Origin of the sequence: Bacillus methanolicus PB1 (assembly GCF_000262755.1) — a bacterium.
In the GTDB taxonomy this organism is placed as follows: domain Bacteria; phylum Bacillota; class Bacilli; order Bacillales; family Cytobacillaceae; genus Bacillus_Z; species Bacillus_Z methanolicus.
The window spans coordinates 430870-457114 of the sequence record NZ_AFEU01000002.1 but is presented as its reverse complement, the minus strand read 5'-3'; the positions used below and the strand labels follow the sequence as shown (position 1 = coordinate 457114).

The following is a 26245-nucleotide window of genomic DNA, read 5'->3' as shown; positions in this document are numbered from 1 at the left end:
AGATGAAGGAAAATTGAAAGATGAAATTATTAAAAGATTTACTTCCTATGTAAAAGTAGACACGCAGTCCAATGATGAAAGTGATACATGTCCTTCCACGCCCGGCCAGCTGGCTCTCGCCAACATGTTGGTGGAAGAATTAAAGACGATCGGGATGGAAGAAGTGACAATAGATGAAAATGGATATGTGATGGCTACACTCCCTTCCAATACCGAAAAACAAGTGCCGACCATCGGATTTTTGGCACATGTTGATACAGCGACCGATTTTACCGGCGCCGGCGTTAAACCGCAAATTGTAGAAAACTATGATGGCAAAGATATTGTCTTAAATGAAGAATTACAGATCGTGCTGTCTCCGAAAGACTTCCCAAACCTTCTCCAATATAAGGGCCACACATTAATCACAACAGACGGAACGACTCTTCTAGGCGCTGATAACAAAGCCGGCATTGCTGAAATTATGACGGCAATGGCTTATTTGATTAACCATCCGGAAATAAAGCGCGGAAAAGTAAGAGTAGCTTTTACGCCTGATGAAGAAATTGGAAGGGGGCCTCACAAATTTGATGTAGCCGCTTTTAACGCCAAGTTTGCTTACACGGTGGACGGTGGTCCGCTCGGCGAACTTGAATACGAGAGCTTCAACGCTGCCGCCGCAAAAATTACGATTAAAGGAAGAAACATTCATCCTGGAGTAGCCAAAGGGAAGATGGTGAACTCTGCTAAAATCGCCATGGAATTGCACAGAAAGCTTCCGGCGAGTGAGGCACCTGAATTTACGGAAGGATATGAAGGGTTCTATCATCTAATTTCTATCAATGGCGACGTGGAACAAACAAAATTGTATTACATAATTAGAGATTTTGACAGGAACAGCTTCAATGCAAGAAAAGCCACGATCGAAAAAATTGTGAATGAATTTAGAGAAACATACGGAAAAGACAACATTATTCTGGAAATGAATGATCAATATTATAACATGAGAGAAAAAATCGAACCGGTAAAAGAGATTGTCGACATTGCTTATCAGGCAATGGAGAATTTGGGTATTCAGCCAATCATTAAGCCAATCCGAGGCGGCACAGACGGTTCGCAGCTATCTTTTATGGGACTGCCGACACCGAATATTTTTACAGGCGGAGAAAACTATCACGGCAAATATGAATTTATTTCAGTCGATAATATGATCAAAGCAACAAATGTGATCATTGAAATCATCAAACTATTTGAACAAAGAGCTTAAAAAAGTGTCAGGCACCATCTGAAGACAAATGTCAACGGATGGTGCCCGGCACTCTAATTGCGTGCTGCTTCCATTAGCTTTTTCAGCTCAGTTGGATTAAAGCCTTTTACCGCTTGATCTGCAACGACAGTTACGGGTATTCCCATAAAGCCAAACTTTTCTACTTCTTTTTGATATTCCGGATCGGCCAACACGTCTCTAACCTCAAATGTAATTCCTTCCTGAGTAAGCATTTGTTTGACCATGTTGCACTCATTGCAGCCCTGTGCAGAATAAACAATTATTTGTTTGTTCATTGGTTTAACGCCTCTCTAATAGATTCCATCGTAATCTTCCAATGGGATGTATTCCAGTGTACTTTTCCATCTTCAAGAAGAAAAATTTGCGGAGATTCATGCTTAATTCCAAATTCCTCTGCAATTTTGTTGGAAACCGGGCGGTCTTCAATCACGTGGACTACAGCAGCAGAAATGTCCGTTTCTTTCAGGAATGATTGAAATTCCTCATAGGCTTTCGCACTGATCGGACAAGTGGTGCTGTGCTTAAAAAGCAATTGTTTTCCCGGTTGTTGAACAAATTGATGAAAATCTTCTATTGTTTGAAGTTGTTTAATTGACATGGTTTTCACTCTCCTTGACTAATTTATGGTTTTGCCGTGTTCAAAAAAACCTCAATTTTATCACGGTCAAACACATGAAAAGTTTGGCTGCCCATCACAATAAAAGGTGTAGCAATACCTCCCTCGCTCAGCATTTGGTCAAACTTCCGCTGATCGAAAGTAACATTCAACACTTCATAAATTAAATCTTTTTCCTTGAAAAAACGCAATACCTGTTCACATGACTCGCAATGGTCGCTTACATACAGGGTTATTTTCATGCAAAAACCACCTGTCCATTGTTGAATATTTTCAGATTACCCCATCAAAGCGGCCATGACTGTAAGATAGTTCACAAAAAACTAATAGCGGTGGTGCAGAAAGTTCCTTTGAAAAATATTACAAAATTATCATTCTTTTTTCCAAAATTAATTCTTATTTTTCCAAAAATATTTCGTATTTTTCCAAAATTAATTAGAATTTTTCCAAGATCAATTTCATTTCCAATACTATTCCTGGCCAAAAAGTTGTCCTTTTACCAGTTCACGATGAATGGAAATAATTTTACGGCCTGTTCGCACAATATCTTCCTTTACCAGTTCATTGATCGTCGAGGTTACCGATTCACGAGTGGCACCTATCATGTTGCCGATTTCCTGATGAGTGAGAGGGAGATCAATTCGGTGATAGCCATCTTCTAACACACCAAATTCTTCGGAAAGATTCAGCAAAAGAAAGAGAACCTTATCTTTGACCGTACCTAAAGCCATCTTCTCCAGCATGTCGTTCTTTTCTTTCAATTGATCGCTCAAAATCCTCATTATCCGTTTCATAATATAGGGGCGGGTGGAAATGAAATTTTCAAACTGCTCACTGCCAATAGAGCAAAGCAGAGTGTCTTCAATTGTTTCAATATAAACTCCATGGGTACCTAAAGAGACAGAATCGATCTCACCAAACGTACTACCTTTCCCTAAAATACCGACAGTAAACTGTTTCCCTTCCGAATTGACAATATAAAGACGCAAGGCCCCTTCTTTTACAAAAAAAAGCCCTTCCCGAACCATATCAGGTGTTTGAATAATTGTATGTTTTCGTATTTTGGCATGGTGTGTCCCTTTATTAATCTCTTCCATATCTTCCGGAGAGACCTTGTCAAACAATTTTATTTGAGACAAATACCACAATTTGTCAATCATGAACGTTCTCCCCTAAACTTAGTGGTCTATTTTTACTTTAACATAGGAAGGATTGCATGACTAACTTAAAGATTGGTTATCATAATGTATGCTACTTCACATTCAATAAAGGAACTGGATTACAGACTTGCTTTAAATAACAGGGCTATAATGAAACCATCAACAGTAAGAAAACAAAGGAGAAATAGACATGAAAAAAGTAGCGATTTTTGTTCACGCAACTGAAAACGAACTAGGAAGAGCAGTCCATGCACTGGTGTATGCAGATGAGATCCACGCTGCCGGCGGAGAAGTAAAAGTAATTTTTGATGGTCAAGGAACACAATGGATTCCTCTTTTAGAAGACGAAAACCATCCGATGAACCCGTTATACAAAAAGGTGAAAGGTTTAGGTGTGATCGAGGCTTGTAACTTTTGCGCCGGAGCTTTCGGTGTTCAGGAAGACATTCAAAAAGCAAACATTTCATCGGCGAGAGGCAACGACGGCCACGCTAGTATTGCAGAGCTGATCAAAGAAGATTATCAAATTATTACTCTATAATACAAGCGTATTTGAACAATATCGGTGGGGTTCTTTATCCCCACCGACAATTTTATCATGGGAGGTTTGTAAATGGCTCGCATACAATTAAAAGCTTCAGGTATTACTGAACAAACCACATCTAAGATTACAACAGGCACCCACACATTTAATATTGATGAACCGGAAAGCCAAGGGGGTAAAAACACTGGACCGAATCCGCTTCAAACAGTTTTGGGCGCTCTGATCGGCTGCGAAAACATCATTGCAAACATGGTTGCAAAAGAGATCAACTTTGATCTTCAAGGAATTATTTTTTCCGTAAAAGGAGAACTCGACTCGCGGTTATAAGGGAGATCCAAATGTCCGCACTTACTTTCAAAAAGCAGAAATTTCCGCAGAAGTAAAGACGAATGAATCGGAAGACCGTATTCAGGAGCTGAAAAAGATAACAGACAGCCGCTGCCCTGTATTTAATTTGTTGAAAGCAGCCGACGTTGAACTGGAAAAAAGCCGAGTAGTCGGAAAGGCAAAAGGAGTGGCATTTTGGTGCTACGTAACGAATTTTTCCAAGCTTTGTTCTGCCTTATGCGTTGACAAGAAAAAAGGAGTGGCGCATTCGTTGCCACTCCTTTTAAAAAGATAGGAAAATTTCAGCATGCAAAAGGGCTTTTTTTTGTGTTACTGGCATAAAACTAAGCATTCTGGAATCTATCAAGTATGAATTTTTAAATATATGAGCCTATATTTTCGTTTATGAGCCCTTATTTGGATATATGAGCCTTTATTCGGATTTATGAGCCTTTTTTTGAACATATGAGCCTTTATTCGGATTTATGAGCCTTTTTTTGAACATATGAGCCGTAATTCTGATTTATGAGCTGTCACTCCAACTTATGAGCCGTTATTTTCATTTATGAGCCATCGACCACATTTACTTAAAACCTTCCCGATTTAAAAATCGAATAAAGGATCCAAAGAAACATCACTGTCGCAACACCAAAGCCGAGTTCAATCGCAGGAAATCTCCATAACAGCGTTGATTGTCTTCCGATCGATGAACCGATGATCAATCCGACCATAATAATGCTAAAGGAAAGTAAAGCAATACTGAATGAAAGACGGTTGCTGATTCTGTCCATTTTCGTCAATAAAAGATGAAGTTCGGGAATGGTAATTTCGATTCGCAATTTTCCTTGTTGCATAATCGAGGTTATTTCTCTTAACTTTTTAGGCAAATCGGAGATGATTTCTGAGCATTCAACAATATGGCTCCAAGCGCTTTCTGCAAGTTTTTTCGGATGATAGCGATCCTTCATCAAACGTTCCCCGAAAGGTTCTGCCACACTCATAATGCTAAACTCCGGATCCAATGATTCTACAACTCCTTCAACGGTTAGAAGGGCTTTACCAAGTATTGTTAAATCGGCAGGGATCCGAATGCGATGATGGAACGCAACGGTAAATAAGTCATTGACAGCTTCCCCAAGACTTATTTGACTTAATGGAACATCATAATACTTTTCCCTTAAGTCTTCGATATCTTGCCTAAATAATGCCATATCAACATCTTCCGGAATTAGTCCCATACGAGAAACGGCTTTGATGATCCCATCCGTATTTCCCCGCTTCAAAGAAATAACGAGAGACGCAAACTGGTATTTCATGTCATGATCAAGACGGCCCACCATGCCAAAATCCATCAAAGCAATCACTTCACCGGGAAGTACGAGTACATTCCCCGGGTGAGGGTCGCCATGAAAAAATCCTTCCATTAAAATTTGATGAAAAATAGAATGAGCGAGCCTTTCAGCAATTACTTTACGGTCATACCCTTCCTCATCCATCTTTTTTAGGTCATTTACTCTAATTCCTTCAATGTATTCCATCGTTAAAACATTTTTCGTTGAATAGTCCCAAAAAATTTTTGGAATGCGGATCGCAGGATTGCCGGTAAATTGATTGGCTATTTTTTCTGCATTTCTTCCTTCGATGCGATAATCTAATTCTTGGCGCAACGATTTGGCAAACTCTTCAATCATATCCCGTAATTGATATCTCTTTGCCCAATCCATTCGCAATTCCATTAGTCTCGCCAAATCTTCCAGTATTTCCAAATCTGTTTCGATGACATGCCGAATGTTCGGTCGCTGAATTTTTACCGCTACTTGTTCTTTCGTATTGAGCCTCGCATAATGTACTTGTCCGATCGATGCAGCTGCAATAGGTGTTTCATGGAATTCATCAAAAATAGTATCGATTGTTTCTCCTAATTCTACTTCGATAATTTGCCGTACTTGATCAAACGGAAAAGGCGGGACACGGTCCTGTAATTTTTCCAGCTCCTTTGTAATATGCTCAGGAATTAAATCGCGCCGGGTACTTGCAATTTGACCCATTTTTATAAAAGTTGGACCCAACTCTTGCAAACACGACCGAACTCTTTCACCAATCCGTCCCGGATTCAAATCTGTATCTGTGTTCACTTTTCTTTTAGGGAAAGACATAACCTCTGACAAGCCCAAGTCTTTTACAATATAACCAAAGCCATTGCGCAAAAAGGTATTTATGATCTCCTGATACCGTTGGGCGTGTTTCATTCTCTTACCGATCATAAAAAATTCCTCCCGAACTAGGACTTGTCTTTAATCGCCCTTCCTTTCTCTTTCTAACATTTCGATTCTCCGCTCTAATTCACGGACTTCATCTTTTGAAACTAAGTTCAGTTCATCCAACACTTGTTTGATTCTGAATTTAACCATTTCATCTAACTCTTTCCTGGCTTGAGCGCCTCTTTCCGTCAGCTTATCAATCCATTCTTTTGATTCCTCCTTACTTAGTTCTCCCTTTTTTACTAAATCATTGACGATTTTTTCAATTTGCTCTTTACTGGTAACTGCCACGCCTAATCCTAACGAAAGAACTTGATTGATTAAACTTTTCATGCTGCATTCCTCCTTTATAAGTTAAGCAACGATTTTAACTCTTTTATTTTTTTCTCAGCTGCTCGTTCTCCGGCATCAATGCATTCTTTTGCTTTTGTCGTGTCTAATGCTGCGATATGTCCTACTTCAGGACGAATTACAATATCCGCATGGCGCAGCCTGGAACGGCGCACTTCTCTCGTCATTAACGTGTAAGAACGATAAACAACTTCAAATAGGCTTCTCGGCTCACGTTCCTCGTATCCTCGTTCCACATCAACTGCAACAACAATATCCACCCCTGCTTTTCGGGCAAGGTCAGCCGGTAAGTTGTTCAGAACACCACCGTCTACTAGTACTTTATCTTGATACGATACCGGGGAAAAAATTGCAGGCATCGACGTTGTCGCGCGAATGGCCAACGATAAATTGCCTTTGGTAAAAACAAATAATTCTCCTTTATTCAGATCCACGGAAACTGCTTGGTACGGTATCGGAAGATCCTCGATCTGAATTTCATTTAGGCCGTTTTGTTTAAATAATTCATCTAAAATCGTAAATATTTTATTGCCGGCAAAGATTCCCCGATTGGGAATACCGATTTCTAATATTCGATACGATGGAGTTTCGAGAACAAACTTTTCAATTTTTTCAATATCAATCCCGGCAGCAACCAACCCTCCAATTGCAGCTCCCATGCTGGTACCTACAATGAAGTCAATTGGGATGTTGTGTTTTTGGAATACTTTTAAAACACCAATGTGAGCTAATCCCCGTACTGCTCCTCCCCCTAAAGCCAAACCTATCTTTTTCATATTTCCCTCCAATTGTGTACCGTAAACTTTTCAATCATACGATTCGATTAGTTGTATTTTCTCTTAAATAAATAAGGGATATGTATTCGTGCTTTCGCTTTATCGTTAAGTTTATTTGTTTTTTGTGGTTTTTGGGTATTTTGGGTTGATAATACTAGATTAACTTACTATAATCAAGATGTAAATATTTTAGGGTGGTTTTACTCATGAATCTAACAGAACGAAAAAAACAGTTTTTGCAAAAATTGATGGATTTATATGAAAGAACCGAACTGCCCGTTCATTACGAAACATTAGCGAAGGCAATCGGTGTTAGTAAATGGACGGCTTATGATATGTTAAAACAGCTTGAAAAATTAGGTTTTCTAACTCGCGATTATACGATTAATAATCGGGAAACGGGCCGCTCCCAAATCGTGTACACACCATCAAAAAAGGCATTTAACTTATTAAATAACTCGTCTTCAATTGAAGTAAGTATGGAAGAATGGGAAGAGATTAAAAAAGAAGTGTTGGCTTTCTCACAGCAATTAAAAGAATTAAACCCAAATAAAGCGATCCAAAAAGTTTTAGAGGAAATGTCAAAAATTAAGAAAAAAGCAATTCTTTGTGTATATATCTTATGTCTGCTCATTGTTTATTTAAACAATTCCAGTGAACGGACTATTTTTTTGATTAAATATATCGTTGAAGACATTCATGAACACCATACAAGACTCATCATGTTTGTTGGAACAGTTATAGGTACAATTATTCAAACTGCGAACAAAAATTTAGGAAGTGAATTAGCGAAATTAGGGAGCGATTTTGTCGGTATAATTGGGCAGCTTTCAACAAAAGAAAAAGAAATGATTTCTGACTTCCTTATTGAAAGTATTTCTTGATTTTCATTAAATTTCTTAGAAAACTCTTTTTCGTTTGTTTTTTGGTTTTTCGGGGGAACTATTAATGAAAATCTTATCCCAGTTTTTCTGGCTGTTCGAAAAATGTCCATATTTAAGCGAAACAATAGGAGTTGATTCTTTTGGGAGGAAAAACGGCATTGATAGCAGGAGCAAGCGGTCTTGTTGGCGGAGAGCTGCTTCATTACCTGCTGAACGGAAATCAATATGACAAAGTTGTCGCATTAGCACGCAGACCTCTTGGCATCAAACACCCAAAACTTGAGGAAATAATTGCTGATTTTGAAAATCTGTTCAACTATAAAGATCATTTTAGAGTGGATGATGTGTTCTGTTGTTTAGGGACTACGATTAAAAAAGCCAAATCGAGAGAAGCAATGTTAAGAGTTGATGTTGATTATCCCTTAATCATTGCAAGAGTTGCAAAAGAAATGGGGGCAAAACAGTTCCTGGTTATTAGTTCCATAGGGGCAAACCCTAACTCTTTCATATGGTATACACGAATGAAAGGGTTGCTTGAGGAACAACTTAAAGAGGTTGGGTTCCGTTCACTGCATATACTCAGACCATCCCTTCTTCTTGGAAAAAGAACAGAATTCAGACTTGATGAAACAGTGGGGGCATTTCTGTCTGCAAAGCTTTCATTCGCTTTTATTGGTCCGTTGAAAAAATATAAAGCAATATCAGGAAAAACAGTCGCTTTAGGCATGTATAAAATTGCTCAAAGTGATAAAAAGGGAGTAAATGTTTATATTTCGAATGAAATTGAGACAATCGCGAAAACACAATAAGCAGTACCAAAAGGGATGCTGTTTTTGTGTTGGGCGGCCGGTATACAAATTTATACGACTACTCTCTATCGACGGGTTTTTACTTCCGTTCAGAGTACGATTACTCCCGTTCGGTAGATCTTTACTCTCGTTCATTACACGTTTACTCCCGTTCAGCACCTCTTTACTCCCGTTCATTACACGTTTACTCCCGTTCGCCGCCTCTTTACTCCCGTTCAATATTCTTTTACTCTCGTTCAGCCAAATTTCCATTTCAAATCTCACCTACTTTTTTATCAGACTCGATAGAAACAAATTATTTGATTTTATGATCATAAAGTTCTTAAATTATAAAATAAAAAAAGAAAGAAGATGAAAGTATGTCTGAAAATAATAAAGCAAAACGAATTACCGATATTCCGTTTTCGGTACTTGATCTTTCTCCGATTGTAGAAGGCGGTACTCCATCCGATTCTTTTCGAAATACGCTGGATCTTGCTCAACATGCGGAAAAGTGGGGTTATCACCGGTACTGGCTGGCAGAGCACCATAATATTTCTGCCGTCGCCAGTTCTGCAACATCTGTTGTCATTGGTCATGTGGCTCAAGGTACTTCAAAAATCCGAGTAGGTTCAGGCGGGATCATGCTTCCTAACCACGCTCCGCTGGTGATTGCTGAACAGTTCGGAACTCTCGAATCTCTGTTTCCGGGCCGAATTGATCTTGGTCTTGGCCGCGCTCCCGGTACTGATCAGCTTACCGCTCATGCTCTAAGACGCGACCTCAGAAGCCATGGCGAGGATTTTCCTGAGCAATTAGCTGAGCTTCGCGCCTATTTTGATCCGTCTTTAGCTTCAGGAAGAATGCATATAAGAGCAGTCCCGGGCGAGGGCTTGAACATTCCAATCTGGTTATTAGGCTCAAGCGGATACAGCGCACAACTTGCAGGCATACTCGGTCTGCCATTTGCTTTTGCAAGCCACTTCTCACCTAACAATACACTGGCGGCACTGGAGATATATCGCCAATCCTTCAAGCCTTCAAAAGTGCTTGATAAGCCGTATGCAATGGTCGCGGTAAACGTTATTGCTGCAGAAACGGATGAAAAAGCGCACCATCTGGCAACTACAATGCAGCAGCAATTCTTGAACTTGATTCGGAATCATAATGTGCCGCTGCAGCCTCCAGTGAACAATATGGATGCTCTTTGGAACGAATATGAAAAAGAAGCCGTCGAGCAGCAAATAGGTTCTTCCATCGTTGGCAGCCCTGAGACTGTGAAAGAAAAGCTGCAAATATTCTTAAATGATACCCAGGCCGACGAAATTATGGTCAATGCCCAAATTTATGATCACCAGGCCCGTCTTCGTTCCTTTGAAATCGTGGCCGGCATCACGATGTTACAGGAACAACGCGAAACACGGATTTAATTTGCGCGATATGTACAAAAAATGGAAAGGAACTGCACTAAGCGGTTCCTTTTGTAATATACTTTGTTCTATTAGGTCTGGATACGTAAAAGAAAATCAATGAAACAGAGGCTGTCTCATAAGGGTCTGACCCCATGTGCATTTATCAATATATAGCACATTTATCTAACATTATGTCCTATATATTGTGTTATGGGGTCTGACCCTTAGGCTTTTTATACGAAAATGTCCGGTAAAAAGCAAAAAAAGCAACGACCTTTGACCCGCTAATTTCATTATAAATTGCAGGTCAAAGGTCGAAACATTTTCATTCATCGTGGTGGCTGATATGCCATGGAGGTTGAGACAGCCTCCGTACAACATAACAGATTTTTCACTTTATTTTTTCGCTAACGAATCAACAATTTTCTCAATGGTAAGTTTATTAGCGATCACACCGCTAATTGTCCAATGGCTCGGATCTTCCATATGATATACGTTCCCTTTTTTAACAGCTGGAATACCATTCCAGACAGAACTGTTTTTTAGTGTTTCTAATCCCGGTTCACTTGGTTTGCTAACAAGGAACAGGTGATCTGCGTCAAGTTTAGACAATGCTTCAAGTGAAACCGGCTTCCATGTTGCTTCGGCCGCAGGTAAATTTTGAACCATTTCAGGTTGAGCAACACCTAAATCACCATAGAGAACATTTGCTGCAAAGCGTGTATTTTCAAACAAGTAGAATTGATCGCCAGCTACCCATAAAATGGCTGCTGTTTCATCACCAATTGCTTCTTTAATTTTCTTAGATGCTTCTTTCACTTTTGCATCATAATCAGCAAATACATTTTTTGCTTGCTTTTCTTTCCCTAACAATTTCCCCATTACTTCCAATTGTTTACGCCAGTCGGCGCTGTCTTCATCTTTAAAAACATATGTTGGTGCCACTTTTTTGTATTCTTCATAATTCCCTTTTTGAATAGCCGATGCTGAACTAAAAATAATCAAGTCTGGTTGTGCTTTAATCGTTTGTTCTAATGGTAAATCCCAACCAATTGTCGGCACGTCTTTTAAATCAGATTGCAAGTAATCAAGCACCGTTGTTCCAATTGACCACTGAGCTGCCGGTGTCACGCCAAGTGCTACGAGCGAATCTTCCATGTATGGAGCAAGAATCCGTTTCGGATTGGCAGGGATCGTTACTTCCCCCATTGCATCCGTTACTGTCACGTCTTTTGTTTTTTCTTTCGTTTCCTTCGTGTTGCTAGTACCACAACCTGCTAACAACAATATCGTACAAATAAAAATTGTGATTATTCCTAAATATGTATTTCGAAACTTCATTTGCATCCTCCTTAGTCCAACATTTCGATAAAAATGATAATCATTATCAACCAAAAAGTCAATATAAAAATAATTTAATTGATAATAGTTTTCAATTAATCTGTTAAATATATTGAAAGAAACAGATATTCATTTTATACTTAATTATTATTGATAATGATTATCACTATTATACAATAACAATGAAGGGTTGTTTCTAATAGTGGCAAATTTACAGCGTCCTTCGATATCAAGAGAACATAGATTAAGAACAGGTTACATTGTGCTTGTCGGAATATGTTGTTTGTTGTTGGCGATATATATTTCTCTCGTTTTTGGAACGGAAACAATTAAACTAGCAACAGTATGGCAAGCGATATTCGATTATCATTCTGATAACAAAGCACATCAAATTGTTCAAGAAATTCGATTACCGCGAGCATTAATCGCCGCATTGGTTGGTTCTTACTTAGCGTTATCCGGAGCCATTATGCAGGCCATAACAAGAAATCCACTCGCTGAACCCTCTCTTTTAGGGGTATCTTATGGAGCGGCATTTTCGCTTGTGATAACAATAGCCTTGTTTCCGAGCGTTTCGAATATGGGAGAAACTGTTGCTTCTATGGCTGGTGCAGGATTAACAGTCCTTTTCGTATTTCTGTTAGCTGCTGCTTCAAAAGGTGGAGTATCACATGTGAAATTGGCACTTGCCGGTGTAGCGGCAGGAATGTTTTTGAATTCGTTGACCTCAACTGTGGCACTGCATTTTGATGTGTCAAAAGAGATGAGTTTTTGGTATGCCGGAGGATTGGCTCACACAAACTGGAATGATTTTAAAATTCTTAGTTTGGTAGGATTCATTGGTATTCCGATCGTCTTTGTCATTGCTCGTGCTTTAACGTTACTAAATCTTGGAGAGGAAGTAACGAAAGGGCTGGGAATTCATTTAAATCTGGTCAAAGCTCTTAGTGTTACTGCCGTCTTGCTATTAACCGGGGCTTCGGTTTCGGTAGCCGGATCCATTGGCTTTGTTGGACTCGTTGTCCCTCATATTAGCCGAATATTAGTTGGACCGAATTATCGCTTATTGCTCCCGGTTTCAGCCGTTTTGGGTGGCCTGCTGCTTGTTTTAGCGGATGTCGGAGCAAGAATGATGAATGCTCCTTTTGAAACACCTATTGGAGTCGTCACAGCAGCAATAGGAGTGCCCTTTTTCTTATATTTAGTTCGAAGTGAAAGGAGTAGATTCATATGAACAACATCTCTATGAAGTATAAATGGACGATGTTCACATTAATCGTACTCCTTTTCATCGCTTGTTTATTAAGTTTGAATTTCGGCGTTGTTCCCATTTCACCAAATGAAGTGTTTCATACATTGATTGGTAATGGGACGAAACAACAACAGTTGATCTTGTTTGAGATTCGTCTGCCAACCATTATATTAGCACTCATCGTTGGTGCAGGTATGGCTGTTTCAGGGACGATTTTACAAAGTATAACACGCAATGAACTGGCAGACCCCGGTATTTTAGGCATTAATGCAGGTGCGGGGACAGCTGTCGTCATTTATTTTTCATTTTTTAAAACAGCAACAGGAAGCCTTGGTACGTTCAGTACTTTTGCTTTGCCTCTCTTTTCTTTTTTGGGTGCATTATTAACAGCAGGTTTGATTATGAGTCTTGCTTGGAAACGCGGATTTCATTCCATTCGCCTTATCTTAGTCGGAATTGGAATGAATGCAGGTTTGAGTGCTCTATTAATAGCCCTTCAATTAAGAATGACACCGCACGATTTTATGCAAGCAATGGTTTGGTTGTCAGGAGATTTATGGGCAACGCAATGGAAGTTTGTATGGGCTCTGTTGCCTTGGTTTCTCGTACTTATTCCATACGCATTGTATAAAGCACATACCCTTAATATTTTGAACTTAGGGAGTTCAGTGGCAACTGGTCTTGGAATACGTTCCAATCGTGAACGTCTGCTTCTCCTTATGGTAGCGGTGGGGATCGCTGGTTTAGGAGTAGCTGCAGGCGGTGGAATGACTTTTTTAGGTTTGATTGCCCCGCATATTGCTCGCCGTCTGATTGGACCAAATCATCATTTGCTGCTTCCGATCGCCGCCATGATTGGATCGTTCATTTTACTGATGGCTGATACGATTGGAACAAATGTGTTGTCACCTACAGAAATTCCTGCTGGTCTTGTCGTATCAATTGTTAGTGTTCCATATTTTATTTATTTATTAATGAAAAAGTAGGGAGGGAGCGCTATGACAACTCTATCAGCAGAACAGTTGACCATCGGGTACGAGGACAGAATCATTGTTGAACAGTTAAATTTGGAAATTCCATCGAATCAAATTACTGCCATTATTGGTCCAAACGGCTGCGGCAAATCGACGATTTTAAAAACAGTGGCACGACTGCACCCGGCATTATCCGGTGTCATTTATTTAGATGGAAAAATGATTCATAAGACACCCACTAAAGAAGTTGCGAAAAAGCTGGCCATTTTACCTCAATCACCAGAAGCACCGAGTGGTTTGACAGTGTATGAATTAATTTCATATGGACGGACCCCTTATCAAACAGGATTTTCACGGCTCAGCAACCATGATTACGAAATGATTGATTGGGCGCTTGAGGTTACTGGATTAACCAATCTCCGAGATCAGTCTGTTGATACGTTATCAGGTGGGCAAAGGCAACGAGCTTGGATTGCGATGGCGATTGCTCAAGAAACAAATTTATTACTTTTAGACGAACCAACAACGTATTTAGATTTAGCTCACCAATTAGAAGTTTTACAGCTCCTGGAAAAATTAAATCAAGAAGATGGACGGACGATTGCGATGGTCATTCATGATTTGAACCACGCGGCCCGTTTTGCCCATCACATGGTTGCTCTTAAGAACGGAACGATTGTAAAACAAGGGACTCCAGAAAAAGTCATGACAGCCGAAGTGCTTAAACAAGTATTTAATATCGATACAGTGATTGTTACGGATCCTAGAACAGCGAAACCGGCAATGATTTCTTATGATTTAATAAAGTAGAGGTTGATATCATGCTGCAGCAAAAAGAACTCTGGAGAGAGCTTGAGAATTTCCATGTTGTCCAAGATAAGACAACAACAGTACCTCTCTTGGATAAGGATTTTTCAAAGCTTCTCAATCTTGCGAAGGAACGGACAAAAGCAGAACAGCCATATGTCATTGCTTCCATCTTGATGAGGCATGCAGCCTTTTTATTTACAGCACAATTATTTCTCCTCAGCAAGTATCGTGTGAAATGGACAGGAGATGTGGCCCAAGTTGGAGTAGTGGATCGGACATTGGACGATAAATGGGCTCCACAGTGGTCGCTTTCTAGTGGGAAGTGGATTCCTGTGGAAACAGAAAACGACGTGAAGGAAACCATCAAACGGATCATTTGCCATGATTGCCGGATGATAGTGAAAGCTGTTGCTGCTGAAACGAATAGCTCGCCACTCGTATTGTGGGAAAATATTTGGGGTTATGTCCTTTGGATGTACGTGCAGCTCCTCAACCAAGGAGACGATATTTCTGCAAGAGCACGTGATGATCTAGAATTTTTGCAAGACTCCACAACATGGAAAGATGTTGAACGATATTCACCGTTCCAAAGGTTCTTAAACGGACAAACACCAGAAGAAGCAATGGCTCATTATGCTCGAGTTACGTGCTGCTATTACTATAAAATCCCCGGAAATGATAAGTGTTCATATTGTCCAAAGAAACAAACAGACTAGGCTATCTTTTAAAAAGACTTCTATCCTTTCTTTTATAGAATTTTAATCAGCTTTCATGTGAATTTAAAGGGAATCGATTAAAAGTCGATTCCTTTTTCATCATTATTTATTTAAATGCATTTTTCAGAATAAGAATAAAATTGATCATTGCAAAAATTCAGGAAATAAGTATCATAAAAGATGGTAGGAATATTATACCAAATAATGTGTAGAACCCATTTTGAAGTTAGTTTACCAGTTTGATGTGGAACGGTGAACCGTATCATAAATAGAGGGGATTTTTGGAGGGCTGAGTAGATAATTTTGAAGAAATGCCACTGTGAAGGACAAAAATAATCTAATAAAATTTGTAAATGTCCTTTATAGAGGCGATAAAGGAAATACAAAAGCCATTGTATATGCTGAATGTCCGTCATAAGGCTTTTGAAGGACATAATTAAGATAGAGAGCATAAGAAAAGTCCGTCATAAGACTCCTGAAGGACATAAACAAGATAGGAAACATAGGAAAAGTCCTTCATACTGTTAAATGAGGGACAAATTTAGGATAATACAGTCTAACTAAAGGACAAATCTTCTACTTATTACTCATAATAAGTCCATTTTTTCTATACAATACCATTCTTATTCATTTTAGATCCCCCTTTTATAAAAGCAGACTCTTTCCCGTTTAAGCATAAAAAAATGTTTTAAGCAGATTTAGATAATGATTGATTTCCGATAGAATTTCATCCATATTGATTTGATCCACGGAACGCAGCTTTTCTTTTTTCTGCTGTTCATTTGAAAATCCTTCCATCGTCCAAATAATAATATTAATGGCTCTGTTTATATCAATGCCTTGTTTAAATTTTGACGTATCAATATCTGTAAATAATTTTTGATAGCTGCTTACAAGGATTTCTTTATTCCTTTTCTCCAACTCAATTTTTACATCGGCAGATTCTTCATGATAGGCGGCCATAAAGAAATTAAAGATGTCAGGGTATTTTTTCATTAATTCAAATTCCAGGACGGTGATTTCCCGAAATCTCATTAACAGGTCTCTTTCATTCCAATCGATTTTCGAGTAAAACTCATCCATGATAATCTCGACAAAATGGTCATACAAAAATAAAAACAATTCCTTCTTATTCTTAAAATAGTGAAAAAGCAATCCTTTTGAGATCTCCGCTTCTTTCACGATCTCATTTGTCGATGCTTTCTCATAACCTTTTTGCGAAAATTCTTTTAACGCTGCATTTAAAATGCGTTCTTGCTTATCTGGGCTTAAATTCAAAAATTTAGAATACATTCTGTTAAACCTCCGTTGATTAGCAACCATTGACCGATGTGGTCAATTTCATTGTAATCCTTTTGACCGGTGTGGTCAATGGAATAGAAAAAATTTTTTTGAAGAGCAGTGTAGTGGGCTATTTGATATGATGAATTGTGTTAACGATTAATATGATGTAAAGGTGCAAAAGGTATAAAATATTTGTAGACAGACTTATTCATTTTGTATAAAAATTAATATATAGAGGGAGTGAACTGTTTTGAAGATTTGGGCTAATTCAGAGAACGATATTTATAAGCTCCCCCCTTTAAGGGAGTCGGATATTAAAAAAGCTGAAAACCTATTTAAAATAAAGCTGCCAAAATCTTATTTAGATATCTTAAGAATACAAAACGGTGGGAGTATTGTTTTTAATGCTCATCCTTCACCAAAACCTACCTCTTGGAGCGATCACTCAGTCAATGTGGATTTTATTATGGGAATAGGGGAAAACAATGGCATCTTAGAAACGCCTTACTACATAGAAGAGTGGAATATGCCTGAAGGACTGATTCTATTTAATGGTCAAGGTCACTCTTGGATTGCGTTTGACTACAGAAACACAGTGGAAAATCCTCCAATTGTTTATATTGATAATGAAACAGAAGAAATATTTAAAATTGCTGACTCATTTGAAAGCTTTTTAAAAAATCTTTATGTCGAGGAAATGGAAGAAGAAATAGAATTTGGTGAATTTAATGAGGTTGAAATATCTAAAGAGTCGACAATGAGAGCTATTTATAATAATGATATATATGGAATAATAACTTCAGTTGACCTTATGTCTCAAGAAGTGAAAGCTGAGGATTTGGAATGGTTCAGTTCTATTTTATTACAACTTAGTAAACATCCAAACGATGACATAAGGAGATCGGTTGCAGAGGCTACAAACTTCTTATTGGATTCTTTAGAAAAAACTACAATAGAAAAATTAATAGAAATCTTTAATCAAGATAAAAATGAAGATGTTAGATATTTTGCAAATATGATTCGCAACCAAATTTAATATGTTCTGTATATATTTACTTATAATGAAAGCTGCTTTTATAAAAGAAGACCTCTTCCGTTTGTGAGGCGTTGGGAGGTCTATTTCTTTTTGCCTTTGAATGACAGTATAGCCTACAATAAGCGAAAGCAATCCTATATTTGTGTTAAGGCCTCCCTTTACCCCTGAAAACACATTGTAATTTTTTTCATTTCATTCCTGTGTGGTAAATAACTCGCGAAGATAATCACGACGTGCATGCAGTATACGGTGGATTATTACATTCTCATCCAACAGTCTGTAGAAAACTAGATAGGGGTGCACAACAATAAATCGATATCCACGCTCAACAAGAGTATATTCCTCATCTGATAAAACCGATCCCATATTAGGAAACTCTGCAAGCTTACCAATTTGATTATTTAACTTCTCCAGCATAATTTCTGCGGCGGAAAGATTATCCTGCGATATATACGAGAATATTTCATCCATATCGTCAACTGCTGCAGGAGTATATTTAATCTTATTCCTTTGTGTCATTGATCTTTCTCCGCATCATTGCTATCACTTGATCATGTTCAATCAAATGAGCACCTTCGTCAACCTGCTTTTCTGCAACCAACAGTTTTGATTGCAATTTGATACGTGCCTCCATGCGTCGATAAGCTTCATAGCTCATGACAACCAGGTCGGCTTCCCCATTACGTGTCAGCACGACCGGCTCATCAAGTTCATGGCAGTATTTTGAAAAACCATTATAATCATTTCGGATCGTTGTCGACGGCTTAATATTCACTCCTTGCAGCCCCTTTCACATATCATTATTCTAACTAAATTATATCATTTTTATGTCATCAATCCAACCGTGGAAAGAATTTTTAAATCGCACTTGTCATTCTTTCAGCAGGCAGACTCTTCATCTTCTTAACATTCTCCTTTGGTAATATTTTTAACTGCTGCAGCTATTTTGTCTGTCAATCCTTCTTATGTCGTATTTATTAACACATTATTTCAGGAATCGGATTTCAAATTAATCCAGGCTATAATCTGAAATAATGTGCTATTATTTTATTTCAGATTTCCACTTTATTTCGCTTGGTTGTTCAAATTTTATCAAATTCCTTATATCAGAAAAAAAGCCTTAAACTTATATATATCTAAGGGAATTTTAATACTTTTACAAAATAAAGAAGACGGATTTAAAAAATCCGCCTAACAGAAGCATTAAAATCATAGTTTATAAGTCCGCTAAATTTTATACCATTTCGATTCGATCCTGACACCTGCGTCTTTTATTAAATTATAAACAGGACATCTTCTTTCTACTTCTTCTCTCAGTTCCTCTATCCGAGAATCAGGTTCATCCGTTTTAAAAATAACCTCAAAATTCACATTTTGAAAATGCGGCGAAACTCCTTCCACTCCCATTAATCCTTGTAAATCTAATGTTCCATCATTTTTAAACTCTACGCCTTGATAAGAAAAATTCTTTTCTTTAGCTATGAACGCAATCATAACAGAAGTACAGCTGGACAGTGCACCTAATACATATTCAACAGGATTTGGTCCTTCATCTGTCCCGCCTAAACTTTTCGGTTCATCAACTATTAATGGAGAAAAATCTCTAATCGAAATTGAAGTCTTTAAGCCGCCTTCCCACTTTCCACTTGTTCTTACCTTGATCAATTTCTTTGTTGTCATCATATCCACCTCTAATTCCAAGTAAGTTAATAGGTTTTATTATAAAATAAAAATATGTAAAAGTAAATATATTTCTTATTTTCTGATATTTTAAATTATGGTATATTAGGAAAATTTTAGGAAGCATCCGACATGGTGTTCTTAACCTACGAATCTGCATTCTAAAATTTTGTTTTACTACGGTCAGAATTGATGATATTGTTAAAGAGTGCAGCATTGGAAAAATATACCCTTTTATAAGTTTTTTTCCTCTAAGAAGGAGTGGGTTTTATCAAACAGGAGGAAGTCATGATCACAGGAAGTTTTATATAATCAAAGAGGAGGATTTATATGGGAATTTCTGTGACTGAAAAAAGACCATTTCTGGAAATGGTTTTTCTTGTTGTATTGATGTTGATAAGTGCTTTGTTTTTCCCGCAATTCAAAGCATTGTTTGGTATTCTTCCAATTGTGTATTATTTTGTTGAACGCAAAATAAGAGGGAGGAGCCGAGAAAATAACGGATTTAATTTTGCAAATCTATTACACGACATCAAAAAAAGTTGGGTTTGGGTCTTACTTGTCGGGATTGTTTTTCAGATTTTATATGTTATTATTTATAAAAATTATTTCCCTGAAATCTTTGCTCATGTACTAGCAAGGGCACCCGTAATCAAAACTTTTGATGTTAAATTGGTGATAACACTGTTCATTCTTGCCTTGGGGGAAGAAATCACTTTTAGAGGATTGGTACAGGAACGCCTCCAATGGGTCATGAAACCGCATTATGCTATCGTCTTAACGTCCATTATCTTCGCACTTATGCATATCTCACCAGGCGAACCAAAACTTGTGGCACTGGATTTAACAACTATTTTTATTGATAGTGTTATATTCGGCATCATATTTTACAAAACGAAAAGAATATACGCATCTTGGATCGCACACGCGCTGGCAAATATTGCTGCTACATATATGATTACTAATTTGTGAGATACAAAGACTTCAACATCGAGTTTGTTAAGCGTACGGAAAACGATAGTTTAGAATTTAACCGCCTATTGATTGGGCGTTTTTTCTTTTGGTCAGAAATCAGCAAACAAGGATAACAAAGATTTTACATCCTTGTTTTTTATGTGGATTTTTCTATTCACTGTACGAAATGTAATCTGTTTACCGCCTTAAAATAAAAATGGCCTAATTTTATTCAAAACAACATAGTTAATATTACCATCTTTTTTTATTTTGGAGGTAATTATGACATACCCGCTAAATTCATCTGTAAAACCATATTTAATAACACGTCGGTTACATCCTGAAAATCAGGAAACACCCATTCAATTTATTAAGAATGACAAAATAGATCATCAATTATTTTACAGGCGAAACCACTTTTCTTATCCAGTTCTTTCTTATTCAAACTACTGGCTTCCTATAAATGGATTCGTTACAACACCAAGATTGTTTTCTATGCAAGATATCCTTAGATTTCCATCAAAAACAATAAAAGTTGTCCTCGAATGTTCAGGAAACAAACGCAATCTGTTTGAGCCTAAAGTATTTGGAGAACAATGGGGAAAAGGTGCTATCAGTCAAGGATACTGGAAAGGTGTTCCGCTGCGAACGCTCCTCGAACTATCCGGAATAAGGAAAGGTGCAATAGAGGTTGTCGTGGAAGGATATGATTTTGGAAAGAGAACTGACTTGGATGGCATTTATACCTACTTGAGAAGTCTTCCCATCGAAAAGGCACTTCATCCTGACACGATAATTGCTTACGAATATAATGATCAACCTATTCCGTTTAAGCATGGTCACCCATTCAGATTAATTGTACCACAATGGTATGCAATGGCCTCTGTTAAGTGGATTAAGCAAATAAGTGTTATTGATTCTAATTTTACAGGACCTTTTCAATCAATCGATTATGTTTATTATCCAAATAAAGACAATAATAAAAATGCTTTTCCCGTCACAACAATAAACGTCAATTCTACTATACAATCACCATTAGATTTGGAAGTTCTTAATACCGGTAATCATTTGATTAAAGGCATTGCCTGGACAGGCAGGGGCGTAATTTCAAAGGTCAAAATCAGTACAGATAATGGGGAATCTTGGGCAAACGCAAAGGTTGATCATCAAGATAAAATTGGTTATGGGTGGGTTTCTTGGACATATGAATGGTCTGTATTGGAAAAAGGAGAATACACGATTATGGCCAAAGCAACAGATTCATATAACCGAACTCAACCAGCAAGCCCATTTTGGAACAGAAAAGGTTATGGGTATAACGCAATAGATATAATAACGGTTAAAGTTGAATAACAAAATCTATATTTTTGATTATCTAAAATTTACATCCGATTTACTTTTTCTAAACAAAAACATGAAAAAATTGTGTTATTGTTAATTTATTGTTATTATGTTTTTACTATTGTTCTGCATCATGCTTCTAGTCTTAACACCAAACCAATAGTTCATGAAAACTTTATCCTTTGAAGCTAATTAAAATTGTTTTTCGCAAGTAGTTAACTGTGAAATTCATATAGATTAAGAGTATCAAGTTATTTTATATTAGGAGTATTTCATGAGCATATTTTTTCAGTCATTTAGAAAATTCTCATCATTAGAATTAAGAATACTGCTATGTTTCCTCTTGCCACCGCTAGGTATTTTCCTGTTATTACTTACCGGTCTACATACCTTCCTTAAACAATGGAAGGAAAATAAGCGTTTCGTTTTTTCCTTGAGCTCCTTTTTTTTCCTATGCCTTTTTATCTCGACCATTGGAGCTGCTATTTCAATGAACGAAATATCTTATTTAAGCATTAGTTTGATGATTTTAGGATACTGGGGTCTATATTTAAGAATCTTGGAAACTGAAAAGAATCAATTATTTCAGCATTTTCGATTGATCATGATTTTTGGGGGCGTATACAGCTGTGTGATAGGGTGGATTTCAAAATGGTATACCTTTCCTCCGGCCATCAGCTATTTAACGGGCACTGTGCTCTTCGGCCAAAGTGATCTTAAAGATTATAACCGCTTAATTGGCTGTGGATACAACCCAAATTTTACAGTATATATTCTGTTAATTGCAATTTCCTTTATTTTGGCTTACCTGCTTGCTAGTTTACGGAGCAATCGATTCGTCAGTTTAATGTGGCAGCTTCCTATATTACTCCTGCTAAGCTATGGTGTTATTCAAACCGGTTCAAGGGCAGGCTTTGCTTCGATGATTTTGATCTATCTTATATTTATCTTGCGATTAAACCGTACTATCTTCATCATTAGTACTATATTTAGCCTGTCGCTATCTAAATGGTTGCTGCATTTTTTGCCTAGAAACGAGTCGGTTTTTCAATCAATCCAAGTTAGGCATGACATCTGGAAAAACGGCTATAAAATATGGAAGGATCATGCCTTCTTTGGTGTGACGCCAATCGGCTTTGGTAAAGAATATTTAAAGCATTACAATGAATTCATACCACATGCCCATAATATGTTAATTGGCATGTTTGCGGAGTATGGAACACTAGGAGGATTGGCTTTATTATTTTTAATCTGCCTAAATCTTATGAAGTGTATCCATTTATTTTTTCCAATACGAAGTAAAAAATGTTTATTAGACAGCTTTTTGCTTGGCTTACCAATTATCATTCTTACGGGAGTCTTTGACGAGCCCCTGTTTTCGCCGCAAATAGGTTTTTTAACGGTTATATTGCTTGCTTGTTGGGATAGATATACGAAACGCATTCATTTTGTTATGGTATTTCCATCAATTTCAAGAATCAAGTATTGGATTTATTTACATGTCAAGGCACCAAAAAATCAAACGTAATGACGCCGTGACAAGTAGAAATGAACACTTTCTTACCTAAAAATGCTCAATAAGATTGAACGCTTTTTTCCAGTAGAGACGTGCACTTTATTTGGAGAGGCGGTTATGATAGCCTTTGTCGGGTGAGCCAGATTCATTGATATATCTGGCTTCCTGGCTAATAATCTTGCCCGCAGAGGCTCCAAGTAAAGTGACAAAATGCCAGCACTAACTTCCAGTAAAGTGTTCACTACTAATTAGCAAAAAGTGTTCAAAGTTATCAGGCGGTTACACGCCGCTGCTCTGCAAATTCAATCAGCAGATTCTTTTTTGTCTTAGAGTTTATAAGAAGAGGATTTCAGGCACTTAAATAACGATACCTGACATTCTCTTCTCTTTTATACCCATAAAACCTCACTTACTTATGATATGGCTCACCGTTACATACTCAACGCTTTTTTTAATACCGCTTCAAAAAGCATCTCATAAATATTTCAATTACACAAATCCTTTTTCTTTCAAAGAAATACATCTTATCTGCACCTACTATAATATGATCTTACAGATCAATGCCAATCCTATCTTTTCTAGCCGTTTCGTTACTTTATTATCTTACCGACTCGGTTCCACATTTCCCGAAGGAAGGAAATGATAAAGTTCCTTCAAATTTGGGCTCTTCACCATTTTGCTAGCTAACATTATTGCCAGGAATTCGTGAATGTTTTCTTATTTTTTGTCTATTTCACTAAATGTGGTGAAGAATCATTTTTCGTTGCAAAGCTCTGCACTTGTATTTTTTGTCGCACATAATCTTTTTGCATGATTGATACTCACCCCGCAACATAAACCCAATTTCAGTTAAATGAAAGGATGTAGACTATGCTTTATAAAGCTCGTACTAAATCTAAAGAATTATTAATCATGGAATTTTTAAACGCTCGAATGGATTTATCTAACAAGGATAAACAGTATTATTACTCTTTGAAAAAGGGTTATGAAGGAGAAGTTTTATTTGATGTCTTAACGGAGAAACTTCAATGTGAATGCTTTATATTAAATGACTTACTACTAAATATAAATAATACAACCGTCCAAATTGACACTTTAATTATTACCTCAGGAAAAATTTATTTATTCGAGGTTAAAAATTATGAAGGGGATTATTATTACGAATCAGATAAATTGTTCAAAATAACCAAATCTGAAATTATTAATCCTCTTTATCAATTGAGTAGAAGTAATTATTTATTACGCCAGCTACTCCTTAATCTTGGATTTAATTTTCAAATTGATGCTTCGGTTGTTTTTATCAATCCTAATTTCACCCTATATCAAGCACCTCTCGACAAACCATTTATTTTTCCTACTCAGCTAAACCAATGTTTGGACAAACTAAATACCAACCCTTCAAAGTTAATTAGTAAACACAAGAAGCTGGCGGATAAACTTATTTCCTTACATATTACTGAATCTCCTTATCAACAGTTGCCATCATATGATTATGACCAACTAAGAAGAGGAATCACTTGTGTTCAATGCAAGTCTTTTTCTATCTACATCGAAGGAAGAAAATGTATATGTAAGGAATGTAGGCACGAAGAATTAGTTACAGCTGCCGTAATGCGGAGTGTGAAGGAATTTAAGCTTCTTTTTCCAGATCATCGGATTACTACGAATGCAATTCATGAATGGTGTCATGTGATACCATCTAAAAAGAGAATCAGAAGAATACTAGTCAATAATTTTAATCAAGTAGGAGATCGTCAATGGACTTATTATGAGTAATAAGTAGAAGATCTGTCCTTTAAGTTAGACTGTATTATCCTAAATTTGTCCCTCATTAACAGTATGAAGGACTTTTCCTATGTTTCCTATCTTGTTTATGTCCTTTAGGAGTCATATGACGTACTTTTCTTATGCTCTCTATCTTAATTATGTCCTTCAAAAGTCTTATGACGGACATTCAGCATATACAATGGCTTTTGTTTTTCCTTTATCGCCTCTATGAAGGACATTTACAAATTTTATTAGATCATTTTTGTCCTTCACAGTGGCATTTCTTCAAAATTATCTACTCAGCTCTCCAAAAATCCCCTCTATTTATGATACGGTTCCCCCCGAATAATCCGAAACGCCCGATAAATCTGCTCAACCAGGATCAGCCGCATCAACTGATGTGGAAAAGTCATTTTCGAGAAAGATAGTTGTTCATTAGCGCGTTTCATAATTTCGTTGCTTAGGCCGAGAGAGCCGCCGATGACGAAGGCGATTTTGCTTTTTCCGTATGTGGCAAGTTTGTCGAGACTGTCGGCCAATTCTTCGGATGATTTCATTTTTCCTTGGATCGCCAGTGCGATGATATATGTATCCGGGCTGATTTTTGCCAAGATTCGTTCTCCTTCTTTTTGCTTGACTTGTTCCATCTCCGTTTCGCTTAAGATTTCCGGTGCTTTTTCGTCCGGCACTTCGATAACTTCTAATTTTGCATAAGATGACAGCCGTTTTAAATATTCGTCGATTCCTTGCTTTAAATATTTTTCTTTCAATTTGCCAACCGTCACAATTGAGATATTCACAGTTTACCCTCACTTTACAAACAATTTACGAACAACATATCCACAGTAGTTATCCACATATCAACATTTACTATCCACATCTTGTGTGAGATCATTCGTTCGCCACAATATATACAGCAGACTTTTCACAATATCCACAAGTTATTAACAGCCTTTTTTCGTCTGAAAATTTTGTTAATACAGGTGCTGTTTCATATTCATCAACAATCACATCCAATCCCACTTCCACATGTTCTTCACAGCAATAAATCATCTTAAAACCCCTCTATATCAATGTTTTTCACTTTTCTAACAGATTCAAAAACAATTGGGTACTTCATCATTATACACTTGCTGTTCTAATGATTTCTTATTTTTATCCCATAAAATATATCTATACTTATCCACA

29 protein-coding genes are annotated in these 26245 nt (G+C 37.4%); 15 read left to right on the top strand and 14 right to left on the bottom strand.

The features are described 5' to 3' along the window. Positions 1-13 precede the first annotated feature (13 nt). Complete coding sequence (gene pepT, locus PB1_RS07365; RefSeq protein ID WP_003351641.1) at positions 14-1246, top strand: peptidase T; 1233 nt, start codon at positions 14-16, stop codon at positions 1244-1246. A gap of 53 nt (positions 1247-1299) precedes the next feature. Here pepT and PB1_RS07360 read toward each other — a convergent pair whose 3' ends face one another. The 4 genes from PB1_RS07360 to PB1_RS07345 all read right to left on the bottom strand — a co-directional run bounded on the left by PB1_RS07360 (position 1300) and on the right by PB1_RS07345 (position 3043). Then, complete coding sequence (locus tag PB1_RS07360) at positions 1300-1542, bottom strand: glutaredoxin family protein (protein WP_003351640.1); 243 nt, start codon at positions 1540-1542, stop codon at positions 1300-1302. After that, positions 1539-1865, bottom strand: a complete 327-nt coding sequence (gene ytxJ / locus PB1_RS07355; protein ID WP_003351639.1) for a bacillithiol system redox-active protein YtxJ — start codon at positions 1863-1865, stop codon at positions 1539-1541. The genes PB1_RS07360 and ytxJ overlap by 4 nt, the downstream gene beginning before the upstream one ends. 23 nt (positions 1866-1888) lie before the next feature. After that, positions 1889-2125: a glutaredoxin family protein gene (locus tag PB1_RS07350; RefSeq protein WP_003351638.1), complete on the bottom strand. Its 237-nt coding sequence runs from the start codon at positions 2123-2125 to the stop codon at positions 1889-1891. Between the two features lie 228 nt (positions 2126-2353). Continuing rightward, on the bottom strand, positions 2354-3043 hold the full coding sequence (locus PB1_RS07345; RefSeq protein ID WP_003351636.1) for a Crp/Fnr family transcriptional regulator: 690 nt from the start codon (positions 3041-3043) through the stop codon (positions 2354-2356). A gap of 190 nt (positions 3044-3233) precedes the next feature. Between PB1_RS07345 and PB1_RS07340 the strand changes: the two genes are divergently transcribed. Together PB1_RS07340 and PB1_RS18050 are read left to right on the top strand one after the other, a co-directional pair. Further along, complete coding sequence (locus tag PB1_RS07340) at positions 3234-3584, top strand: DsrE family protein (RefSeq protein ID WP_003351634.1); 351 nt, start codon at positions 3234-3236, stop codon at positions 3582-3584. Positions 3585-3656: 72 nt separating this feature from the next. Beyond that, on the top strand, positions 3657-3914 hold the full coding sequence (locus tag PB1_RS18050) for an OsmC family protein (protein WP_003351633.1): 258 nt from the start codon (positions 3657-3659) through the stop codon (positions 3912-3914). A 587-nt stretch (positions 3915-4501) separates the two neighbouring features. Here the strand turns inward: PB1_RS18050 and ubiB are convergent. Genes ubiB through PB1_RS07320 form a run of 3 tightly spaced genes read right to left on the bottom strand, consistent with a single transcriptional unit; the run spans position 4502 to position 7302 of the window. Next, positions 4502-6178: a 2-polyprenylphenol 6-hydroxylase gene (ubiB, locus tag PB1_RS07330; protein ID WP_003351632.1), complete on the bottom strand. Its 1677-nt coding sequence runs from the start codon at positions 6176-6178 to the stop codon at positions 4502-4504. Positions 6179-6208: 30 nt separating this feature from the next. Beyond that, positions 6209-6508 (bottom strand): phasin family protein, encoded by a 300-nt coding sequence (locus PB1_RS07325; protein WP_003351631.1) that lies wholly within the window; start codon positions 6506-6508, stop codon positions 6209-6211. A 14-nt stretch (positions 6509-6522) separates the two neighbouring features. After that, the gene (locus tag PB1_RS07320; RefSeq protein ID WP_003351630.1) at positions 6523-7302 is read right to left on the bottom strand and encodes a patatin-like phospholipase family protein; all 780 of its coding nucleotides are present in this window, start codon (positions 7300-7302) and stop codon (positions 6523-6525) included. A 206-nt stretch (positions 7303-7508) separates the two neighbouring features. On the opposite strand from PB1_RS07320, the gene PB1_RS07315 reads away from it, so the two are divergent. The 3 genes from PB1_RS07315 (at position 7509) to PB1_RS07305 (ending at position 10404) form a co-directional block, all read left to right on the top strand. Beyond that, positions 7509-8186 (top strand): DNA-binding protein, encoded by a 678-nt coding sequence (locus PB1_RS07315; protein WP_003351629.1) that lies wholly within the window; start codon positions 7509-7511, stop codon positions 8184-8186. A 140-nt stretch (positions 8187-8326) separates the two neighbouring features. Then, entirely contained in the window at positions 8327-8995 is a 669-nt protein-coding gene (locus PB1_RS07310) for an oxidoreductase (protein WP_003351628.1), read from the top strand. Positions 8996-9354: 359 nt separating this feature from the next. Then, a complete protein-coding gene (locus PB1_RS07305; RefSeq protein ID WP_003351627.1) occupies positions 9355-10404 on the top strand; it encodes an LLM class flavin-dependent oxidoreductase in 1050 nt (349 codons plus the stop codon). A gap of 378 nt (positions 10405-10782) precedes the next feature. On the opposite strand, the gene PB1_RS07300 is transcribed toward PB1_RS07305, so the two are convergent. Beyond that, the gene (locus PB1_RS07300; protein WP_003351626.1) at positions 10783-11727 is read right to left on the bottom strand and encodes an iron-hydroxamate ABC transporter substrate-binding protein; all 945 of its coding nucleotides are present in this window, start codon (positions 11725-11727) and stop codon (positions 10783-10785) included. Between the two features lie 202 nt (positions 11728-11929). Here PB1_RS07300 and PB1_RS07295 point away from each other — a divergent pair, with 202 nt between their 5' ends. From PB1_RS07295 to PB1_RS07280, 4 genes are read left to right on the top strand one after another with little or no spacing between them, the layout of a single operon-like run. Beyond that, positions 11930-12961, top strand: a complete 1032-nt coding sequence (locus tag PB1_RS07295; protein WP_003351624.1) for a FecCD family ABC transporter permease — start codon at positions 11930-11932, stop codon at positions 12959-12961. Continuing rightward, a complete protein-coding gene (locus PB1_RS07290; protein WP_003351623.1) occupies positions 12958-13965 on the top strand; it encodes a FecCD family ABC transporter permease in 1008 nt (335 codons plus the stop codon). Before PB1_RS07295 ends, PB1_RS07290 begins: the two co-directional genes overlap by 4 nt. A gap of 12 nt (positions 13966-13977) precedes the next feature. After that, positions 13978-14763 carry an ABC transporter ATP-binding protein gene (locus PB1_RS07285; protein WP_003351622.1) on the top strand — a complete coding sequence of 262 codons (786 nt, stop codon included), beginning with the start codon at positions 13978-13980 and terminating at the stop codon, positions 14761-14763. 11 nt (positions 14764-14774) lie between these two features. Next, positions 14775-15479 carry a (2Fe-2S)-binding protein gene (locus PB1_RS07280; protein ID WP_003351621.1) on the top strand — a complete coding sequence of 235 codons (705 nt, stop codon included), beginning with the start codon at positions 14775-14777 and terminating at the stop codon, positions 15477-15479. 669 nt (positions 15480-16148) lie between these two features. On the opposite strand, the gene PB1_RS07275 is transcribed toward PB1_RS07280, so the two are convergent. Further along, positions 16149-16772: a TetR/AcrR family transcriptional regulator gene (locus PB1_RS07275; RefSeq protein ID WP_003351620.1), complete on the bottom strand. Its 624-nt coding sequence runs from the start codon at positions 16770-16772 to the stop codon at positions 16149-16151. A 241-nt stretch (positions 16773-17013) separates the two neighbouring features. Here PB1_RS07275 and PB1_RS18550 point away from each other — a divergent pair, with 241 nt between their 5' ends. Beyond that, complete coding sequence (locus tag PB1_RS18550) at positions 17014-17799, top strand: SMI1/KNR4 family protein (RefSeq protein WP_003351619.1); 786 nt, start codon at positions 17014-17016, stop codon at positions 17797-17799. A 192-nt stretch (positions 17800-17991) separates the two neighbouring features. On the opposite strand, the gene PB1_RS07265 is transcribed toward PB1_RS18550, so the two are convergent. The 3 genes from PB1_RS07265 to PB1_RS07255 all read right to left on the bottom strand — a co-directional run bounded on the left by PB1_RS07265 (position 17992) and on the right by PB1_RS07255 (position 19479). Further along, positions 17992-18318, bottom strand: a complete 327-nt coding sequence (locus PB1_RS07265) for a type II toxin-antitoxin system RelE/ParE family toxin (protein WP_003351618.1) — start codon at positions 18316-18318, stop codon at positions 17992-17994. Beyond that, positions 18302-18574 (bottom strand): type II toxin-antitoxin system Phd/YefM family antitoxin, encoded by a 273-nt coding sequence (locus tag PB1_RS07260; protein WP_003351617.1) that lies wholly within the window; start codon positions 18572-18574, stop codon positions 18302-18304. The genes PB1_RS07265 and PB1_RS07260 overlap by 17 nt, the downstream gene beginning before the upstream one ends. 452 nt (positions 18575-19026) lie before the next feature. Further along, positions 19027-19479: an OsmC family protein gene (locus PB1_RS07255; protein ID WP_003351616.1), complete on the bottom strand. Its 453-nt coding sequence runs from the start codon at positions 19477-19479 to the stop codon at positions 19027-19029. A 330-nt stretch (positions 19480-19809) separates the two neighbouring features. Between PB1_RS07255 and PB1_RS07250 the strand changes: the two genes are divergently transcribed. The 4 genes from PB1_RS07250 to PB1_RS07235 all read left to right on the top strand — a co-directional run bounded on the left by PB1_RS07250 (position 19810) and on the right by PB1_RS07235 (position 25066). Next, positions 19810-20451, top strand: a complete 642-nt coding sequence (locus tag PB1_RS07250; RefSeq protein WP_003351615.1) for a CPBP family intramembrane glutamic endopeptidase — start codon at positions 19810-19812, stop codon at positions 20449-20451. A 264-nt stretch (positions 20452-20715) separates the two neighbouring features. Further along, positions 20716-21786, top strand: a complete 1071-nt coding sequence (locus PB1_RS07245) for a sulfite oxidase (protein WP_003351613.1) — start codon at positions 20716-20718, stop codon at positions 21784-21786. A gap of 262 nt (positions 21787-22048) precedes the next feature. After that, positions 22049-23302: an O-antigen ligase family protein gene (locus PB1_RS07240; RefSeq protein ID WP_034645000.1), complete on the top strand. Its 1254-nt coding sequence runs from the start codon at positions 22049-22051 to the stop codon at positions 23300-23302. 858 nt (positions 23303-24160) lie between these two features. Continuing rightward, positions 24161-25066 carry a nuclease-related domain-containing protein gene (locus PB1_RS07235; RefSeq protein ID WP_003351611.1) on the top strand — a complete coding sequence of 302 codons (906 nt, stop codon included), beginning with the start codon at positions 24161-24163 and terminating at the stop codon, positions 25064-25066. Between the two features lie 311 nt (positions 25067-25377). On the opposite strand, the gene rlmH is transcribed toward PB1_RS07235, so the two are convergent. Together rlmH and PB1_RS16925 are read right to left on the bottom strand one after the other, a co-directional pair. Further along, positions 25378-25857, bottom strand: a complete 480-nt coding sequence (gene rlmH / locus PB1_RS07230; RefSeq protein WP_003351610.1) for a 23S rRNA (pseudouridine(1915)-N(3))-methyltransferase RlmH — start codon at positions 25855-25857, stop codon at positions 25378-25380. Positions 25858-25948: 91 nt separating this feature from the next. Continuing rightward, positions 25949-26110: a CxxH/CxxC protein gene (locus PB1_RS16925; RefSeq protein WP_003351609.1), complete on the bottom strand. Its 162-nt coding sequence runs from the start codon at positions 26108-26110 to the stop codon at positions 25949-25951. Positions 26111-26245 lie beyond the last annotated feature (135 nt).

Bases quoted from the DNA above. Each gene is read 5' to 3' on its own strand.
- PB1_RS16925 (WP_003351609.1), bottom strand. From the start codon at position 26,110: ATGATTTATTGCTGTGAAGAACATGTGGAAGTGGGATTGGATGTGATT.
- PB1_RS07315 (WP_003351629.1), top strand. From the start codon at position 7,509: ATGAATCTAACAGAACGAAAAAAACAGTTTTTGCAAAAATTGATGGAT.
- PB1_RS07275 (WP_003351620.1), bottom strand. From the start codon at position 16,772: ATGTATTCTAAATTTTTGAATTTAAGCCCAGATAAGCAAGAACGCATT.
- ytxJ (WP_003351639.1), bottom strand. From the start codon at position 1,865: ATGTCAATTAAACAACTTCAAACAATAGAAGATTTTCATCAATTTGTT.
- PB1_RS07300 (WP_003351626.1), bottom strand. From the start codon at position 11,727: ATGAAGTTTCGAAATACATATTTAGGAATAATCACAATTTTTATTTGT.
- PB1_RS07285 (WP_003351622.1), top strand. From the start codon at position 13,978: ATGACAACTCTATCAGCAGAACAGTTGACCATCGGGTACGAGGACAGA.
- PB1_RS07345 (WP_003351636.1), bottom strand. From the start codon at position 3,043: ATGATTGACAAATTGTGGTATTTGTCTCAAATAAAATTGTTTGACAAG.
- PB1_RS07280 (WP_003351621.1), top strand. From the start codon at position 14,775: ATGCTGCAGCAAAAAGAACTCTGGAGAGAGCTTGAGAATTTCCATGTT.
- PB1_RS07265 (WP_003351618.1), bottom strand. From the start codon at position 18,318: ATGACACAAAGGAATAAGATTAAATATACTCCTGCAGCAGTTGACGAT.
- PB1_RS07255 (WP_003351616.1), bottom strand. From the start codon at position 19,479: ATGACAACAAAGAAATTGATCAAGGTAAGAACAAGTGGAAAGTGGGAA.
- PB1_RS07245 (WP_003351613.1), top strand. From the start codon at position 20,716: ATGACATACCCGCTAAATTCATCTGTAAAACCATATTTAATAACACGT.
- PB1_RS07350 (WP_003351638.1), bottom strand. From the start codon at position 2,125: ATGAAAATAACCCTGTATGTAAGCGACCATTGCGAGTCATGTGAACAG.
- PB1_RS07320 (WP_003351630.1), bottom strand. From the start codon at position 7,302: ATGAAAAAGATAGGTTTGGCTTTAGGGGGAGGAGCAGTACGGGGATTA.
- PB1_RS07240 (WP_034645000.1), top strand. From the start codon at position 22,049: ATGAGCATATTTTTTCAGTCATTTAGAAAATTCTCATCATTAGAATTA.
- PB1_RS07305 (WP_003351627.1), top strand. From the start codon at position 9,355: ATGTCTGAAAATAATAAAGCAAAACGAATTACCGATATTCCGTTTTCG.
- PB1_RS07340 (WP_003351634.1), top strand. From the start codon at position 3,234: ATGAAAAAAGTAGCGATTTTTGTTCACGCAACTGAAAACGAACTAGGA.
- PB1_RS07360 (WP_003351640.1), bottom strand. From the start codon at position 1,542: ATGAACAAACAAATAATTGTTTATTCTGCACAGGGCTGCAATGAGTGC.
- PB1_RS07235 (WP_003351611.1), top strand. From the start codon at position 24,161: ATGCTTTATAAAGCTCGTACTAAATCTAAAGAATTATTAATCATGGAA.
- PB1_RS18050 (WP_003351633.1), top strand. From the start codon at position 3,657: ATGGCTCGCATACAATTAAAAGCTTCAGGTATTACTGAACAAACCACA.
- PB1_RS07290 (WP_003351623.1), top strand. From the start codon at position 12,958: ATGAACAACATCTCTATGAAGTATAAATGGACGATGTTCACATTAATC.
- ubiB (WP_003351632.1), bottom strand. From the start codon at position 6,178: ATGATCGGTAAGAGAATGAAACACGCCCAACGGTATCAGGAGATCATA.
- PB1_RS07250 (WP_003351615.1), top strand. From the start codon at position 19,810: ATGGGAATTTCTGTGACTGAAAAAAGACCATTTCTGGAAATGGTTTTT.
- PB1_RS07325 (WP_003351631.1), bottom strand. From the start codon at position 6,508: ATGAAAAGTTTAATCAATCAAGTTCTTTCGTTAGGATTAGGCGTGGCA.